This window comes from Campylobacter portucalensis (assembly GCF_009690845.1).
GTDB lineage: Bacteria > Campylobacterota > Campylobacteria > Campylobacterales > Campylobacteraceae > Campylobacter_B > Campylobacter_B portucalensis.
The window spans coordinates 1-16,081 of sequence record NZ_VWSJ01000015.1 but is presented as its reverse complement, the minus strand read 5'-3'; the positions used below and the strand labels follow the sequence as shown (position 1 = coordinate 16,081).

The 16,081-nt window shown below is 28.6% G+C and carries 14 protein-coding genes; all 14 read left to right on the top strand.

The window, feature by feature from the left end; all coding sequences use genetic code 11:
• Positions 1-8: 8 nt before the first annotated feature.
• Positions 9-986, top strand: coding sequence for an RluA family pseudouridine synthase (locus F1B92_RS04925; RefSeq protein ID WP_154570767.1), 978 nt, complete (start codon positions 9-11; stop codon positions 984-986).
• A complete protein-coding gene (locus F1B92_RS04920) occupies positions 916-2,121 on the top strand; it encodes a fibronectin type III domain-containing protein (RefSeq protein ID WP_154570766.1) in 1,206 nt (401 codons plus the stop codon). The genes F1B92_RS04925 and F1B92_RS04920 overlap by 71 nt, the downstream gene beginning before the upstream one ends.
• On the top strand, positions 2,121-3,293 hold the full coding sequence (gene trmB / locus F1B92_RS04915; protein WP_154570765.1) for a tRNA (guanosine(46)-N7)-methyltransferase TrmB: 1,173 nt from the start codon (positions 2,121-2,123) through the stop codon (positions 3,291-3,293). Before F1B92_RS04920 ends, trmB begins: the two co-directional genes overlap by 1 nt.
• On the top strand, positions 3,278-3,979 hold the full coding sequence (locus tag F1B92_RS04910; RefSeq protein WP_154570764.1) for a cell division ATP-binding protein FtsE: 702 nt from the start codon (positions 3,278-3,280) through the stop codon (positions 3,977-3,979). Before trmB ends, F1B92_RS04910 begins: the two co-directional genes overlap by 16 nt.
• Complete coding sequence (locus F1B92_RS04905; RefSeq protein ID WP_154570763.1) at positions 3,966-4,781, top strand: cell division FtsX domain-containing protein; 816 nt, start codon at positions 3,966-3,968, stop codon at positions 4,779-4,781. The genes F1B92_RS04910 and F1B92_RS04905 overlap by 14 nt, the downstream gene beginning before the upstream one ends.
• Positions 4,778-6,025 (top strand): murein hydrolase activator EnvC family protein, encoded by a 1,248-nt coding sequence (locus F1B92_RS04900; protein ID WP_154570762.1) that lies wholly within the window; start codon positions 4,778-4,780, stop codon positions 6,023-6,025. Before F1B92_RS04905 ends, F1B92_RS04900 begins: the two co-directional genes overlap by 4 nt.
• 65 nt (positions 6,026-6,090) lie before the next feature.
• Entirely contained in the window at positions 6,091-6,801 is a 711-nt protein-coding gene (gene pyrH, locus F1B92_RS04895) for a UMP kinase (protein ID WP_154570761.1), read from the top strand.
• A 12-nt stretch (positions 6,802-6,813) separates the two neighbouring features.
• The gene (locus F1B92_RS04890; RefSeq protein WP_154570760.1) at positions 6,814-7,038 is read left to right on the top strand and encodes a DNA-directed RNA polymerase subunit omega; all 225 of its coding nucleotides are present in this window, start codon (positions 6,814-6,816) and stop codon (positions 7,036-7,038) included.
• A complete protein-coding gene (locus tag F1B92_RS04885; RefSeq protein ID WP_195836292.1) occupies positions 7,013-9,226 on the top strand; it encodes a RelA/SpoT family protein in 2,214 nt (737 codons plus the stop codon). The genes F1B92_RS04890 and F1B92_RS04885 overlap by 26 nt, the downstream gene beginning before the upstream one ends.
• Before the next feature lie 8 nt (positions 9,227-9,234).
• A complete protein-coding gene (gene tyrS / locus F1B92_RS04880; protein WP_154570759.1) occupies positions 9,235-10,440 on the top strand; it encodes a tyrosine--tRNA ligase in 1,206 nt (401 codons plus the stop codon).
• Positions 10,440-11,531 (top strand): nitronate monooxygenase, encoded by a 1,092-nt coding sequence (locus tag F1B92_RS04875; protein WP_154570758.1) that lies wholly within the window; start codon positions 10,440-10,442, stop codon positions 11,529-11,531. Before tyrS ends, F1B92_RS04875 begins: the two co-directional genes overlap by 1 nt.
• The gene (locus F1B92_RS04870; RefSeq protein WP_154570757.1) at positions 11,515-12,972 is read left to right on the top strand and encodes an N-acetylmuramoyl-L-alanine amidase family protein; all 1,458 of its coding nucleotides are present in this window, start codon (positions 11,515-11,517) and stop codon (positions 12,970-12,972) included. Before F1B92_RS04875 ends, F1B92_RS04870 begins: the two co-directional genes overlap by 17 nt.
• A gap of 1 nt (position 12,973) precedes the next feature.
• Positions 12,974-14,830 carry a bifunctional tRNA (5-methylaminomethyl-2-thiouridine)(34)-methyltransferase MnmD/FAD-dependent 5-carboxymethylaminomethyl-2-thiouridine(34) oxidoreductase MnmC gene (gene mnmC / locus F1B92_RS04865; RefSeq protein WP_154570756.1) on the top strand — a complete coding sequence of 619 codons (1,857 nt, stop codon included), beginning with the start codon at positions 12,974-12,976 and terminating at the stop codon, positions 14,828-14,830.
• A gap of 203 nt (positions 14,831-15,033) precedes the next feature.
• On the top strand, positions 15,034-16,081 hold a 1,048-nt coding region (locus tag F1B92_RS04860), incomplete at its 3' end, for a hypothetical protein (protein WP_195836291.1).

The following is a 16,081-nucleotide window of genomic DNA, read 5'->3' as shown; positions in this document are numbered from 1 at the left end:
GTATAAATTTGGATGAAATTTGTGTAAAAAGTAGCAAAAGATTAGATCAAATTTTAAGTCAAGAGCTTAAAATTTCAAGAAATTTAGCTACAAATTTAATAAAAAGTGGTTTTGTATTTTTAGGCGATGAAGCGGTTATAAAGCCGTCATTTAATGCAAAAAATGGTGATTTGATAAAAATAAAAACCCAAATAGAGCAAAATTTAAATTTTGATTTAAATTTTGATATTAAGGTTGTTTATGAAGATGATGAAATTTTGGTTTTAAATAAACCGCCAAATTTAGCAACTCACGGAGCAAAAAGCCTAAAAGAAGCGAGTTTGGTTGATTGGCTTTTGGATAAAAATTATAAGCTTTCAAATGTTGATAGTTTAGGTAGTGATGGAATTTATAGACCAGGAATTGTTCATAGGCTAGATAAAGGTACAAGTGGTGCTATTTTGGTTGCAAAAACAGATAAATCTCATATAAATTTAAAAAATCAACTCTTAAATAGAAGTATGGGAAGAATTTATCTAACGTTTTTAGATTTAAATTTAAAACAAAATTTAGTTGTAAATAGAGCAATAGCTAGAAATCCAAAAAATAGATTAAAAAAAATAGTTAGCAAAGATGGAAGAGTTGCAAAAACTGCTTTTTTAAAGATAGATGATGAATTAAATTTAGTAGCTGCTAAGCTATTTACAGGCAGAACTCATCAAATAAGGGTTCATCTTTTAAGTTTAAATAGACATATTTTGGGTGATTTTTTATATGGTTTTAAGAGTGCAAATGATAAAATAACGCACGTTATGCTTCATGCATACATTTTGTATTTTTTTCATCCATTAAGTGGTGAAAAAATCTTTTTAAAAGCCGATTTATATGATGACTTTTTAAATTTAATTGATAATTCTAAAAATAAGGAGAAAATTTATGAAAAAATTTTACCAAATACTCTATATAATGATTTTAACAGTGTTGATAAGTGGTTGTGCTACAACTAAACAACCTATTTTGGTAGATTCAAATTTACCAGTCATTAACGACATAAAGACTATTTATTCATCAAATTCAGTGGGTCTTGAGTGGACATTTGTCAAAAATTTAGAAGTTAGAGGATTTGAAATTTATAGAGCAGAATTAAACTCACAAATGCAATTTATAGCTAGAATAGATGATAGGTTTGCAACTCACTTTTTAGATACAAATTTAAAACCAAATACTACATATAAATATATGATAAAAACTTTTTCTGATAGGGCTGTGTCAAATGTTGGAACACAAATTAGCGTTACAACTACAAAAGGTATTGATACTGTTTCGTTTGCAAAAGCTATTTATGGTTTGCCAGAAAGGGTTAAGATTATTTGGAGACCACATTCAAATTTAAAAGTAAGTTCTTACTTGATTGAAAGAAAAAATCCAGAATCAACAAAATGGTCAAAAATAGCAGAGGTTGAGGGCAGACTTAGTGCAGAATATATAGATAAAAATGTAAAAAGCGGACAAAATTATGATTATAGAATTTTAGTTAAAACTTTAGATGGTGAAATTTCAGAGCCTACCCAAATTTTAAGTGCTACAACAAAAGAATTACCATTAGGGGCTACAAATTTACAAGCTACAATAGATCAGCCTAAAAAAATTATATTAACTTGGGATAGTCCAGAAAATGAAAATTTCTCACACTATCAAATTTACTCTTCAAGAAGCAAATTTTTACCATTTAGACCGCTTGCTAAAAGTGATAAAAATTTTTATGAAGATTTAATTAACTCAAATGGAGCTACTAGATACTATAAAGTAACTTTTGTGGATATGGATGGATTAGAGAGTTTAGCACAAGATGATGGTGTGATGGGACAAACCCTTCAAGCACCACCAGCACCTGTTTTAGGCGAGCCTCTGATGAGTGGAGATTATATTGTTTTGAATTGGCATACAACAGGAAATCCAGTTGATAGTTTTGTGATCGAAAGAAGTGGCGGAGGCAATGATAAAAAAATTTATGATATCAAAGGCACTAGCTATGTTGATATGGATGTTGTAAGAGGCAGTGAGTATAAGTACCGAATTTATGGTATTGATAAATATGGTATTAGCTCAAGCGGATCAAATCAAATGAGTATTGAGTTTTAATGCCAAATTTTATAGCATCTAATATAAAAAAAATAAATTTTCCTTCCACAAGAGATGGGGTTAGTTTTTTAAAGATTGCTAGAGGTAGGAAGGTTGATTTTATTTTAACTTCTGTTAAAAATGAAACATTTTTTATTACCATAAAACCTAAAAATGATAAATTTGTTATTAAAGGAGAGAAACTTACTAGACCTGCCAAAATAGGTCTATTGCAAAAATCTCTAGAAATTTTTAGAGATGAATTTTGTAGTGGCATTATCAAAAATGCTATTAAATTTAATAAAAATTCTCTTTTAGAAAATATTGGTATTATAAAAAATAGCGACGAGGCTTTAATTTATTTGAAAAACGCCAAAAAAGTTGCTATCGAGATAGGTTTTGGCTCAGGAAGACATCTTTTATTTAGGGCTAAAAATAATCCAGATATGCTTTTTATAGGTGTTGAAATTTATAAGCCTGCGATTGAACAGGTTGCAAAACTTGCATTAAAGCAAGGTATTTCAAATTTAATACTTCTAAATTGCGATGCTAGAAATTTTTTAAGTTTGATAGATTCTAATTTAGTGGATTTATTATATATCCATTTTCCAGTGCCTTGGGATGATGCACCTCATAGGCGTGTTATATCAGATGAAATTTTAACTGAAATTCAAAGGGTTTTAAAATTTGATGCTAAATTTGAATTAAGAAGTGATAGTAGGGAATTTGTAGATTTTTCTTTATCTAAAATTTTAAATTTAGATGGCGTTGAAGTTTTAGTTTTTAAAGATAGAGATATAGAAATTTCTAGCAAATATGAAGATAGATGGAAGAGACAAAATAAAAATATTTATGATGTAATTTTTACTAATAAGATAGTATCGGATAAAATTTTAAAAAATGATGAATTTGATTTTACTCCAATAAGCCCACATTCAATAAGGCAAAATTTTAGGAATCAAACATATAAATTTAATGATTTTTTTATACATTTTGAAGAATTTTATGAGTTTAGTTGTGATGAGGTTATGATCAAATTATCATTTGGTAGTTTCGATATGAGTGAGAGTTGCTTTATCAAATTTACAAAAAACAGATGTGAATATTTTTTGACCAAACCATCAAAAAGTGAGATAAATTTTAAAGCACATAAAAAAATAGAGGAAATTTTAAATCAATGGCAAATGATGTAATAATATCGGCTTCAAATTTAGTTTTAGGATATGATTCAAGACCTGTTATAAGAGGTGTTGATTTTAAAATTTATGCAAATGATTTTGTTGTTATTACAGGCGAAAGTGGTAGTGGAAAATCCACGCTTTTAAAGTCGTTTTATGGTGAAATTTTAGTAAAAAGTGGCGAACTAAGTATTGGATATTATGATGATAAATATGGTTTAATTTATCATAATATGAAAACAATAAGCAATAAAAAACTCTCTCTTCTTCGTCAAAAAATGGGTGTAGTTTTTCAAGATTATAGACTTATAAATGAGTGGAGTATAGAAAAAAATGTTATGCTTCCTTTGTGGATTATGGGTTGTAGTAATGAAATTCGTAAAAATAATTCTGAAAAATTGCTGAGTTATGTTAAACTCGGACATAAATTAGGTAAATTTCCACTTGAATTAAGCGGAGGAGAGCAGCAAAGAGTTGCTATTGCTAGAGCTATGGCACATAAGCCAAAATTTCTTTTATGCGATGAGCCAACTGGAAATTTAGATGATTTTTCTTCAGAGATAATATGGGATTTTTTAAAAGCCGCTAGAGAGCAGTTAAAAGCCACAGTTGTTGTTGTAACGCACAGGCCGCCATCTACTTTAAAATTTGATTTTAGACACTTTAATATAAAGGACGGTAAGATAGATGAGTGTTTTTAAAACTTATGCTATATTGATTTTATCTCTTATGGCGTTTCTTTTTTCTTTTCAATTTATTTTATTGTTTAAAAATATTATAAATGATTATGAAAATTTTCTAAAAGATGATTATAATATAATTTTAATCTCAAAAAATGAGCTAAATTTAGAACAAATTTCAACCAAAATAAAAAATATTGAATCATTAAAACCGGTGCGCACCGATTATGTTATACAAAAACTAGGAAATAAAATTTCTCAAAAATCTATCGAAATTTTAAAACAAAAATTACCGTATTTTTATACTTTAAAATTAAATTTTTTTCCAAATCAAAAAGAGCTAGCAAATGTGTCAAAAAATTTACAAACAATTAACGATATTGTTAAAATAGAAATTTTTCAAAAAACACACGATAATACATACAAAATTTTATTAATGCTTAAAAATATTATACACGTTTTTGCTTTAATAATGGCTATTTTAGGGCTTTGTCTTATGTTAAATCAAATGAAAATTTGGGTTTATGAGCATAAAGAAAGAGTTGAAATTATGGCACTTTTTGGAGCACATTTTTTATTAAAAAGCTCAATACTTTATAAAATAGCTTTTTTGAGTAGTTTGTTTTCTACTATTTTTGTTAGTTTGTTTTACTACTTTTTGCCTAAATTCGAGTTTTATAAAAATGCTTGTTATGCTATGGGGATTAAGCTATATTCTATAAATTTACTAAATGATGGTTTGATTTTGCTTGCAATCTCTTTAACTATCTCTATTTTGATGGCCACTTTTGTGATGATGGGTATTAAAAGTGAGTGTAGATGAAAAATTTAGTTTTTATTTTTATAATTACTACTTTTTTGTTTTCAGCACAAAAAACAACAAAAGAAAAAATAAATCAAACACAAAATTCTATCCAAACTCAAAACAAACAGGCTAAGAAATTATCAAAAAAAATAGATGAGTTAGCAAATTTAATAATTGCGGAAAGTAAAGAGGTGGAACAAAGAGCAAAAAATATAGAACAAATTTCAAATATCGTTGTAAATTTAAGACAAAAACTGAGTGAACAAGAGGCGGAATTAAAAAATCTTTTAGAACAAAGTCGAAATCTTTTAAATTTACAAAAAAAAATAGAAGATGAGATGATTGATCTAATAGTTGATGAGGTTGCATTTAATCTTTTAAAACAAAATGAAGTAAGTAATTCTCAAAATTTAGTTTTAAATGAAATTTTTAATTCACTTAGTTTAGCTGTAAAAGATGAAATGAATAAAATTTCAAACAAGTGGGAAGATTCTCAAAAGATTTTAAGTCAAACAAATATAAAAATTAACCAAATACAATCAAATTTAAAAGAGTATAATGCAAAAAAAGATGAGTTATCAAAAGAAAAAAATTTACACGAAAAAAATGTTAAAGATCTAAAAAAAAATAGAGAAATTTATATTAAAAAATTAGAATTAGCGCAAAAAGAGAGTGATGAGCTTAGAAAAACACTACAAGAGCTAAAAATTCTTGACGATAAAGAAGAGAGACAAAAAGCCATCGAAAAAGAAAAACTAGCCAACAAGCAAAAAGAACAAAACGCATCAAAACATAAAGTTAGTCAAAATACTGAAGAAATAGACCAAGAAGTTAAACTATATGGTTCTAGCTATCAAGAAGGTAGGGTTAAAACATATAAGGGTAGTAAAACTATTTCTCCTTTAAAAGATGCTTATGTTAAAAGGTCTTTTGGTAGTTATAATGATCCTGTTTATAATATTAAAATTTTCAATGAATCAATCACTTTGGCTTCACATAGTGATAATACTGTTTATAATGTTTTGCCTGGTAAGGTTATATTTGCTAAACAAACATCAGTTCTTGATAAGGTGATTATAGTTGAAAATAGTGGCGGTATGCATACAATTTATGCACATCTTAGTCAAATAGCACCAACTATCGAGGTTGGAAGTGTTATTAAAAAAGGTTATATTATAGGTAAAATTGATGATGATTTAACTTTTGAGGTTACTCAAAAAAACTATCATATCAATCCTTTGGAGTTGATTTCCATAAAATAAATAAATCTTATTATATTTTAAAGAGAAATTTGGTAAAATCTCAGACTTTAATAAGGAGATTAGATATGTCTAAAAGAGTTTTAGTTAAATTTTCTGGAGAAGCTTTGGCTGGCGAGAATGGTTTTGGGATAGATAGCAAAATACTTAAATTTATAGCAAATGAGATAAAAAGTCTAGTTGAACAAGGCAATGAAATAGGTATAGTAATTGGCGGTGGAAATATAGTTCGTGGTGTTAGTGCTGCAGCTGGCGGAATCATCAAAAGAACAAGTGGTGATCATATGGGGATGCTTGCAACTGTTATAAATGCAATAGCAATGAGAGAAGCTCTTGAAAGCGTAGGTATAAATGTAAGGGTTCAAAGTGCTATTAAAATGGAAGCCATTTGTGAGACTTTTATAATTGGTAGATCAAAAAGACATCTTTCAAAAAAGCGAGTTGTAATTTTTGCAGCAGGAACTGGAAATCCATTTTTTACAACAGATACAGCCGCCACTTTAAGGGCTATTGAGATTGAATCAGATATGATTATTAAAGCCACAAAAGTAGATGGAATTTACGATAAAGATCCTAACAAATTTAGTGATGCTAAGCTACTAAATTTACTTACATATGAAGAAGCCCTAAAAGATGATATAAAAGTTATGGATGATACAGCAATTGCTTTAGCTAAAGACAATTCTTTGCCGATTGTGGTTTGTAATATGTTTAAGAGTGGAAATTTACTAAAAATATTAAGCGGAGATCTAACTGGCTGTTCGGTAGTAAAAAATTAAAAGGAGATTATTATGAAAAGGTTAGAAGAAATTACAGCTAAAGCGTTAAAAGTTACAGGCGGAGATAGATATAAATTATCACTAATGGTAGCAAAAAGAGCAAATAAGCTTCATGAAGGTGAAGAAATTTTAATAGATAGAAATTTAATCAAAGGTATGAAGCACGCAGATATTGCACTTTTAGAGATAGCAGAGGGAAAAATAAGTTTAGATGGAATTATTGAAGCAGATAAATAGTGCAAATATAGAAGATTTTCTTGATAAAGTTTCTAATTCTAGAGATTTAAATAGTGCAAGAAAACTTTTTTTTTCACTTAATGAGCCGACAAAAAAATTAGAAGAAGGCATTAGTCTTTGCATTAAGCAACATAGTACCCAATTTAGAAAAAGTGGCGAACCATACGCCATTCATCCTATTTTAGTGGCTTCAATTGTATCTTTTATGGGTGGTGATGATGATATGATTGTTGCTGCTTTGCTTCATGATGTGGTTGAAGATACTAATTACACTCTTGAAGCAGTTAGGCAAAATTTCGGAGATGGTGTTTCAAAATTAGTTGAAGGGCTTACAAAAATTGTTAGCATAAGAGAGGATAAGTTAGTTCCTTCAAGCGATAAAAACGCTAAACTTAGAACATCAGCTCTTACTTTTAGAAGAATGCTATTGATTTCTATAGAAGATGTTAGAGTTCTTGTCGTAAAACTTTGCGATAGACTTCACAATATGCTAACTTTAGAAGCTTTAAGAGAAGATAAACAAAAAAGAATAGCAGAAGAAACTCTTTTTGTATATGCTCCAATTGCTCACAGGCTAGGTATATCAACCATAAAAAACTATTTAGAAGATTTAAGTTTTAAATATGTAATGCCTAAAGAGTATGAAACAATTGATTCTTATATAAATGAACATAAACAACAACTTCAAATAAATTTAAATAAATTTAGCACAAAAATCACTGAACTTTTATTGACAAGCGGTTTTGATGAAGATAGTTTTGATATACAAAAAAGAGTAAAACACTATTATTCTATTTATATGAAAATGCAAAGAAAAGGTATATCCATACAAGAAGTTTTAGATTTATTGGCGGTTAGGGTTATAGTTAAGAATGTAAAAGATTGCTATTTAGCACTTGGCATAATTCACACAAATTTCAATCCCTTAATATCAAGATTTAAAGATTATATATCGCTTCCAAAACAAAACGGATATCAAACCATACATACTACTGTATTTAATGATAGTATGATTATTGAGGCACAAATTAGAACTTTTGATATGCATAATACCGCAGAATACGGTGTAGCAGCACATTGGAAATATAAATTTAGTGGCTCTTTAAATCCTCGTCTTGATTGGCTTAGTGATATAAGCGAAAAGGAGCTAAATTCTCAAGAAACAGATGATGAAGATAGCCCTGAAGATCTATATGAATATGCAAAAGACAGTCTTTACGCAGAAGATATCGCTGTATATTCTCCAAAGGGTGGAATTTTTACTCTTCCAAGAGGATCTACTGCTTTAGATTATGCTTACGAAATTCACTCACAAGTTGGTTTAAAAGCAGTAGATGCATATATTAATAAAGTAAAAGTTCCACTTTTAGCGGAGTTAAAAAATGGCGATATTATACATATAATTACTGGAAATGAAGCACATTATAGATGCAGCTGGTTAAATTCCGTAAAAACAGGAAAAGCAAAGGCCGCTATTAAGAGCTTTTGTAATCAGAAATTAAAAGAGTTAAATACAGAAATAGCCATAAAAATATTATCAGGTATTTTTCAAATCAAAGAAGATAGTATTTTAAATTGGCTAGATAGAGAAAATTTAAGAAAAAAGGTTGGAAAAGCGGCCATTAATTCTGAATTTCTAAAAGATATTGTAAATGCCTTAAAAAAATACATTCCAAAAACATTTTTTTTAAATTCTAGTGATAAATATTTAGTTCAAAAGCAAAAATTTGATAATATAGTTGTTTATTCAAATCATCAAGTTAGCGGTGCTGAGTTTGATTATTGTTGCAATCCTAAAAGAGGTGATGATATTATGGGCTTTAGAAATAATGTAAATGTTACTGTTCATCATAAATTTTGTGAAAGGGCTGCAAATTTAATGAAAGATGGAGAAGAGATTATTTTTGTTAAATGGACAAGAAACGCTCCACACAGATATAAAATCATATTAAATTTAGAAAATAAAAGAGGCTCTTTGGCTACATTTTTGACATTTTTGGCTAAATTAAATGTAGATTTAGTGGCTATAAATTTAAATGAAAACAATGAAAATAAATCTGATTATTTTGATATAGTTGTAGAACTTGGAGAAAATATAGATGCAATGGACGTTAAGGCTAGATTAAAAGATAAATTTAAAATCATAGAATTTGCATCACTAAATGATGCGTATAATATGACTGAATAGGAGTTAAAATGGTAAATTTGGATGAAATTTATACCGAATTAAAAAAAGGTGTTAGCGAAATAATTGATGAAGAAAAAGTTAAAAATTTAATAAAAAATTTTTATGAAAATGGTGAAAATTTTTATGTCAAGATAGGTATGGATCCAACTGCTCCAGATCTTCATTTAGGACATAGTGTAACACTTCAAAAAATGGCATTTTTGCAGCGTCATGGCGCGATTATACAGTTTTTAATAGGTGATTTTACCGCTCAAATTGGCGATCCAACAGGCAAGAGTGAGACTAGAAAAAAACTAAGTAAAGAGATCGTTTTAGAAAATGCAAAAACTTACCAAGAACAAGTATTTAAGGTTTTGGATAGAGAAAAAACTATAATTATGTTTAACTCAACTTGGGTTGATAATCTAAAAGTTAGTGATATCATAGAAATTGCTAGCACTTATAGTGTTGCAAGAATGTTAGAAAGAGATGATTTTGAAAAAAGATATAAAAATCAAACTCCAATTTCAATAAGTGAATTTTTGTATCCATTAATGCAAGGATATGATAGCGTAGAGATGAAGTGCGATATTGAAATGGGTGGAAATGATCAAAAATTTAATCTTTTGATGGGCAGACATATGCAAAGAATTTATGGGATTAAAAATGAGCAAGCTATTATAACAATGCCACTTTTAGTTGGATTAGATGGCGTCAATAAAATGAGTAAATCTCTAAATAATTATATAGGCGTAACAGAAGCTCCAAATGATATGTATGCTAAAATTTTAAGCATTAGCGATGAACTTATGTGGGAGTGGTATAATCTTTTAAGCACTAAAAGTTTAAAAGAGATAGAAAATTTAAAAAATAGTGTTAAAAATGGCTCTATCCATCCAAAAACCGCAAAAGAAAATTTAGCTTTAGAGATAACGGCTAGATTTCATAGTCAAGAATTAGCTAAAATTGCTAAAGAGGAATTTGATAAGGTGCATTCTCAAAACCAGCTTCCAAATGATATAAAAGAATTTGAAGAAAAAGATGGAATTTGGGTTATTGAAGCGATAGTAAAATGCAAACTTGCAACAACAAATAGTGAAGCTAGACGCCACATAAAAGCAAACGCTTTTAGTATAAATCAAAAAAAATCGAACGATGAGAATTTAAAATTTACAAAAGGTGAGTATATTTTACAAATTGGTAGGAAAAAATTTGCAAAATTAAAGGTAATTTAATGAAAAGTTTAAAAATAGGAAAATATGAAATAACTTATCCGATTTTCCAAGGCGGTATGGGGCTTGGTATTAGTTGGGATAAATTAGCTGGCAATGTTAGTTTAAATGGCGGTCTTGGCATTATTAGTTCTGTTGGAACGGGATATTATGAAAATAGAGCATACTCAAAAAAAGAGTTAAATCAAAAGCCTTTAGGTAGTGAAAATTTCTACTCAACATCAGGATTAAAAGCTATCATTAATAATGCTAGAAAAATTTGTGGAAATAGCCCGCTTGGCGTTAATATAATGTGTGCTTGCAATGATTATGCTAGAACAGTTAAAGACGCTTGCGAAGCAGGTTTTAATATGATAATTAGCGGAGCAGGGCTTCCTACTAATTTACCAGAATTTACTTCCGAATTTAAAGATGTGTGCTTGATTCCAATCGTGTCATCTGCTAAAGCTTTAAAAATAATATGCAAAAGATGGACTCAAAGATATAATAAACTTCCAGATGCTGTTGTGTTGGAAGGACCACTAAGTGGCGGACATCAAGGCTTTACTTATGAGCAATGTTTAGATGAAGCTTATAGATTAGAAAATTTAATTCCACAAGTTAAAGAAGAAATTAAAAAATGGGGAGATTTTCCGCTTATTGCAGCAGGAGGCGTTTGGGATAAAAATGATATAGATAAGATGATAGATTTAGGTGCTGATGGTGTTCAGATGGGGACTAGATTTATTGGGACTTTTGAGTGCGATGCTGCACCTGAATTTAAAGAGGTATTATTGAGTGCTAAAAAAGAAGATATATTGCTTTTAAAATCTCCTGTTGGATATCCAGCAAGAGGCATTAGAACAAATTTAATAAATTTAGTAGAAAAAAAAATCGGACCTAAAATTCAGTGTATAAGCAATTGCGTGGCACCTTGTGGGCGTGGAAAAGAAGCAAAAATGGTTGGATACTGTATAGCAGATAGATTATATGATGCTTATTCTGGCATTAAAGAGTTTGGTTTATTTTTTAGTGGAGCTAATGGATATCGCTTAAAAGAGATTATAAGCGTTAAAGATTTAATGAAAAAGCTAATAAATGGTGAAAATAGCTAGAATTTTATTAATTTTCCTTTTTATATCTTCACTTTTTGGTGGAGATTTTGATAAGGAATTTAATGATTTTGATAAAAATTTTAATTCTGTAAATTTAAATAAACAAAAGAAATTTCATCAAAATTTAAAAAATATATATCTTAAAACATCTTCCCAAAAAGACGAAATGGATAGAAAAAAGGTTCTTCAAAGACTCATTTACTCATCTAAAAAATTAGGATTAAATTATAAAGGCTATGAAAATGAGTTAAATTTATTAGGCGTAAAACAAAAAAATTATAAACCACTTTCAAGTCCAAAAAATACGACTTTAGAAAAAAAAGAGAGTGTGAAAAATAAGACAAATCAATCAACAAGCGATAAAAAAAATAAAAATAACGCATTAAGGCTTCAAAAGATAGAAAAAATTCAAGATGGCTTAAAACTTAAATTTAACATACCTCTCAAAAATAGCGATATTAAAAAATTTGATATAAAAGATAAAAATTATAGAAGTGTTGTGGATATAAAAGCAAAAGCAAATCTCGATTTTAAAAGCTTTTCAGGGCATGTTATTGATAATATCAGAATTGCTAAATTTAATGACAATACTTTACGTGTTGTATTTGAAAATAGAGTAAAATTTGATATGAATTTAAAATTTAAAGACAGTGAAATTTATATAACTGCTATAAGTTTGACTAAATCATCAATCTCAAAAGATATCATAAAAACAAAAAAAGCCACCCCTAAAAATAATAACGTCATTAAAAAAAATAAAAAAGTAAGCATAAAAACAGTAGTCATTGATCCTGGTCATGGAGGAAAAGATCCAGGTGCTATGGCAAATGGATTGAAGGAAAAAGATATAGTCTTAAAAATTTCAAAAAAGCTTGGTAAAATTTTACAAGAAAGAGGCTATAAAGTATATTTTACAAGAAATTCTGATGAGTTTATAAATCTTAAATCAAGAACGGCATTTGCAAATGAAAAAAATGCAGATCTTTTTGTGTCAATACATGTAAATGCAGGTCCTAAAGGAAAGGCGGCTTTAAATCTTAGTGGAATCGAAACATTTTTTTTAAGTCCAGCCAGAAGCAAACGCAGTAAAGATGCAGCAGCACTTGAAAATAAAGGCGATTTAGAAGATATGAATCACTTCTCAAAAGAAACTTATTTAAATTTTTTAAATAGAGAAAAAATTATTGCTGCAAATAAATTGGCAATTGATGTTCAAAAACACATATTAAATAGAGTTCAAACAAAATACAAAGTCAAAGACGGTGGAGTAAGAGAGGCTCCATTTTGGGTTTTAGTGGGTGCTTTAATGCCTGCTATTTTGATAGAAACAGGTTATATCACTCATCCAACAGATAGTGTAAATTTAGCCAAGGATGATTATTTGGAATCTCTAGCCATAGGCATAGCAAATGGATTAGATGCTTATGTTTTGAAAAATTAAAATGGAAATAATATTTAAATCAAACACGCTTTTTTCTGATGAATTTGGAGATTTTTATTTTAATAAAAGTGATCCTTTAGGTCAAAGTAGTTATGTATTTATAAGTGCTATTGATGAAATTTGGGATAAAAAGGATAGCTTTATTGTGGCTGAGTGTGGATTTGGTATAGGGTTAAATTTTTTAAATTTAGCTAGCAGATTTGAAAACACAACAAAAACACTTCATTACGTTAGTATTGAAAAATACCCCTTTTCTAAGGAAAATTTAGCCAAAATTTACCAAAAAATGGGAGTTTTTGATAAATTTAGCAAGAGATTGATAAAAAAATATCCAATTTTCAAAGATGGGCTTTGCAGGATATATTTTTCTAAAAATATCATTTTGGATATATATTTTGATGATGTAAAGGTGGCTTTAAAAAATTTAGATTTTAAGGCCGATATTTGGTTTATGGATGGCTTTAGTGCAAGTAAAAATCCGCAAATGTGGGATTTAGAAACTATCTTTTGTATTAAAAATTTAATGCTTAGAGATGGAATTTTAAGAACATATTCAAGCACAAAATCTTTAAAAGAAAATTTAAAAAACGCAAATTTTATCGTAGATGTTTTAAAAGGATTTGGCTTAAAAAGAGAGATGATAAGTGCCAAACTCATAAAAGAAGATGAGTTTAAAAAAGAAATTTATTATAGTCGCCCTTTAGTTAAAAAAAATTTAAAAAATGTTTTGATAATAGGTGCTGGAGTTGCTGGACTCATTAGTGGTTTTAAATTTAAAAAAGCTGGATTTAATGTTTTGATAGCCGAAAAAGAAAGCGAAGTTGCTACAAATGGAAGCGGAAATTTAGTAGGTGCTTTAATGCCTTTAATAACTCAAAAAGGTGTAAGTCTTGGTAAATTTCACGTAAAATCTTTTTTAATGGCTGGTGATTTTTATAAGAAATTTGCTAAAAAATTTATTAAATTTAGTGGAGCAAAAGATTTTGCTTTTGATGAAAAACTTATAAAAAGATACCAAAATAGTGATTTTGTATTGAATTTAAAAGATCATCCATATCCGAGTGTATTTATCAAAAATGCCGCAACCATAAGACCTAAGCATATGTGTGAGTATTTTGCTAGCTTGCTAAGAGATGAAATTTTATTAAATTATGAATTTATAAATTTTAAAAAAGTCGATGATGGATATGAAGTTAGTTTTAAAAATGGAGATATTTTAAAAACAGATATTATTATTTTTGCTACTGGAAGTCACAGTGAAGAGCTTTTTAATAAAGGAGAAAATCCAAAAATAAATCTCGATGATAGTGTTTTAATAAGCTCTGTTAGAGGTCAAGTAACCCACATAAAAAAGCAAATTAATACAGAATTTATTATCAATGCAAAGGGTTATATATGTCCTAGTTATTTTGATTTGCAAATTATTGGTGCTACTTATGACAGAGGCGATTATACAAAATTTTTAAAAGATTTAGACGATATAAAGAATTTAGAAAGCATAAAAGAATTTATAGATAAAAAAGATATTAAATTTATAGGTTCTAAGGTTGGTTTTAGATCTTATAGTGGCGATAGATTTCCACTAATAGGTGGAATTTGCGATGTTTTATGGTTTAAAAAAAATTATTCAAATCTATTATGGAATAAGCATAAAACTTCAAATTTATACCCCAAATACTTAGAAAACATATATATTAACTCCGCTCACGGTTCAAGAGGTCTTGGAAGTGCTGTTTTGGGTGCTGAAATTTTGTTGGATTTAGTTTTAAATAGACCGTTTTGTATAGATAAAAATTTAGTGGATGAGGTAAATCCAGCCAGATTTTTAATTAGAAGATTAAAAAAAGGATTTAAATAGTTTTTATCCATAAAGTATTTAATGATAAAATACATATCAAATTCGATTTTGCTACTTATAAGAGTTTAAAATTTTAAATTTAACTCCAGATTAGTTTTTAAAAAATTTAAAATTTAGCCAAATCTTTAAAAATTTTATTTAAACCCTTGATTTCAAAAAAAAAAAAACTATAATTAAAGAATTTTTTATACAAAGGACTTAATATGAAACAAAATCAACAACGTTTAAAATTTCTATCTTTGGCTTTAATCACAGCTTTTGGTTGTAGTTCAACACTATTAGCATCAACTACTCATTCTTATGCCTATACCGACAAAGAAGAAAGCACAGAAAATCAACTTAAAAAAAGAGTAGAATTATTAGAAAAACAAGTTGAAAATAATTTAAATATTTTTGAAAAAGAGGTGACAAAATATACACACAATCATACAAAATTTGGAGAATTAACAAGAAAAGCCGATAATTTACCTGATATTGAAAAAAAATATCCAAATTTGCAAGAGTTTAAAGATGAAATTTCAAAATACGATGAAGTAAGAATTAAAGCTGATGAAAATTTTAAAAAATATAAAAATGATTTAGAAACATTAAAAGCGAGCTTACATAACGATAAAGAAAAGGAGCAGAAATTTGAGGAACTATCTAATAAAATAGAAGAAACATCTAATGAACTGGAGCAACAGTTTTTTACAGCCCAACATAAACTCAAAGAATTTATAAATGGCATACAAGATGCATATCAAGATAATAATAATGAAAAAATTAAAAATACATTGCAACATATAGATGCTTCTAAAAAAGAGAATGATAAAGAAATAAAAAATATAACAAATAAAATAGAAGAAATAAAGCAACAAAACTCAAAAATTAAAGATTCATTACAAACTCCACCTCCATCATCTCCAATGACGCCAGGTAAAAAACCAGATTCAGATATTCCAAACAAAGAAAATTCAAGCCCTTCTGATATCCAAAATGATGATTCTAGTTCAAGCAGTCCAGACGGTTCAAGTAACGGTGAAATTTCAAGCGGTAGCAGCAGTGGTAGCTCAAGCAGCGGTGGTAGTGGTTCAAGTAGCGGTAGTTCAAGCGGTAGTTCAAGCAATGGCAACGGTAGTAGTGATACTGAAAGTTCAGGAAGCAGTGGTAGTAGCAGTGGTAGTTCAAGCAGCCCAGCCCCAGGTAATAGCTCAACCCATCCAAACGGCAACGGTAATAGCTCAAGCGGTGGTAGTGGTTCAAGTAGCGGTA

Bases quoted from the DNA above. Each gene is read 5' to 3' on its own strand.
- F1B92_RS04920 (WP_154570766.1), top strand. From the start codon at position 916: ATGAAAAAATTTTACCAAATACTCTATATAATGATTTTAACAGTGTTG.
- F1B92_RS04905 (WP_154570763.1), top strand. From the start codon at position 3,966: ATGAGTGTTTTTAAAACTTATGCTATATTGATTTTATCTCTTATGGCG.
- F1B92_RS04870 (WP_154570757.1), top strand. From the start codon at position 11,515: ATGGTGAAAATAGCTAGAATTTTATTAATTTTCCTTTTTATATCTTCA.
- F1B92_RS04900 (WP_154570762.1), top strand. From the start codon at position 4,778: ATGAAAAATTTAGTTTTTATTTTTATAATTACTACTTTTTTGTTTTCA.
- F1B92_RS04890 (WP_154570760.1), top strand. From the start codon at position 6,814: ATGAAAAGGTTAGAAGAAATTACAGCTAAAGCGTTAAAAGTTACAGGC.
- tyrS (WP_154570759.1), top strand. From the start codon at position 9,235: ATGGTAAATTTGGATGAAATTTATACCGAATTAAAAAAAGGTGTTAGC.
- F1B92_RS04875 (WP_154570758.1), top strand. From the start codon at position 10,440: ATGAAAAGTTTAAAAATAGGAAAATATGAAATAACTTATCCGATTTTC.
- F1B92_RS04885 (WP_195836292.1), top strand. From the start codon at position 7,013: ATGGAATTATTGAAGCAGATAAATAGTGCAAATATAGAAGATTTTCTT.
- pyrH (WP_154570761.1), top strand. From the start codon at position 6,091: ATGTCTAAAAGAGTTTTAGTTAAATTTTCTGGAGAAGCTTTGGCTGGC.
- mnmC (WP_154570756.1), top strand. From the start codon at position 12,974: ATGGAAATAATATTTAAATCAAACACGCTTTTTTCTGATGAATTTGGA.
- F1B92_RS04910 (WP_154570764.1), top strand. From the start codon at position 3,278: ATGGCAAATGATGTAATAATATCGGCTTCAAATTTAGTTTTAGGATAT.
- trmB (WP_154570765.1), top strand. From the start codon at position 2,121: ATGCCAAATTTTATAGCATCTAATATAAAAAAAATAAATTTTCCTTCC.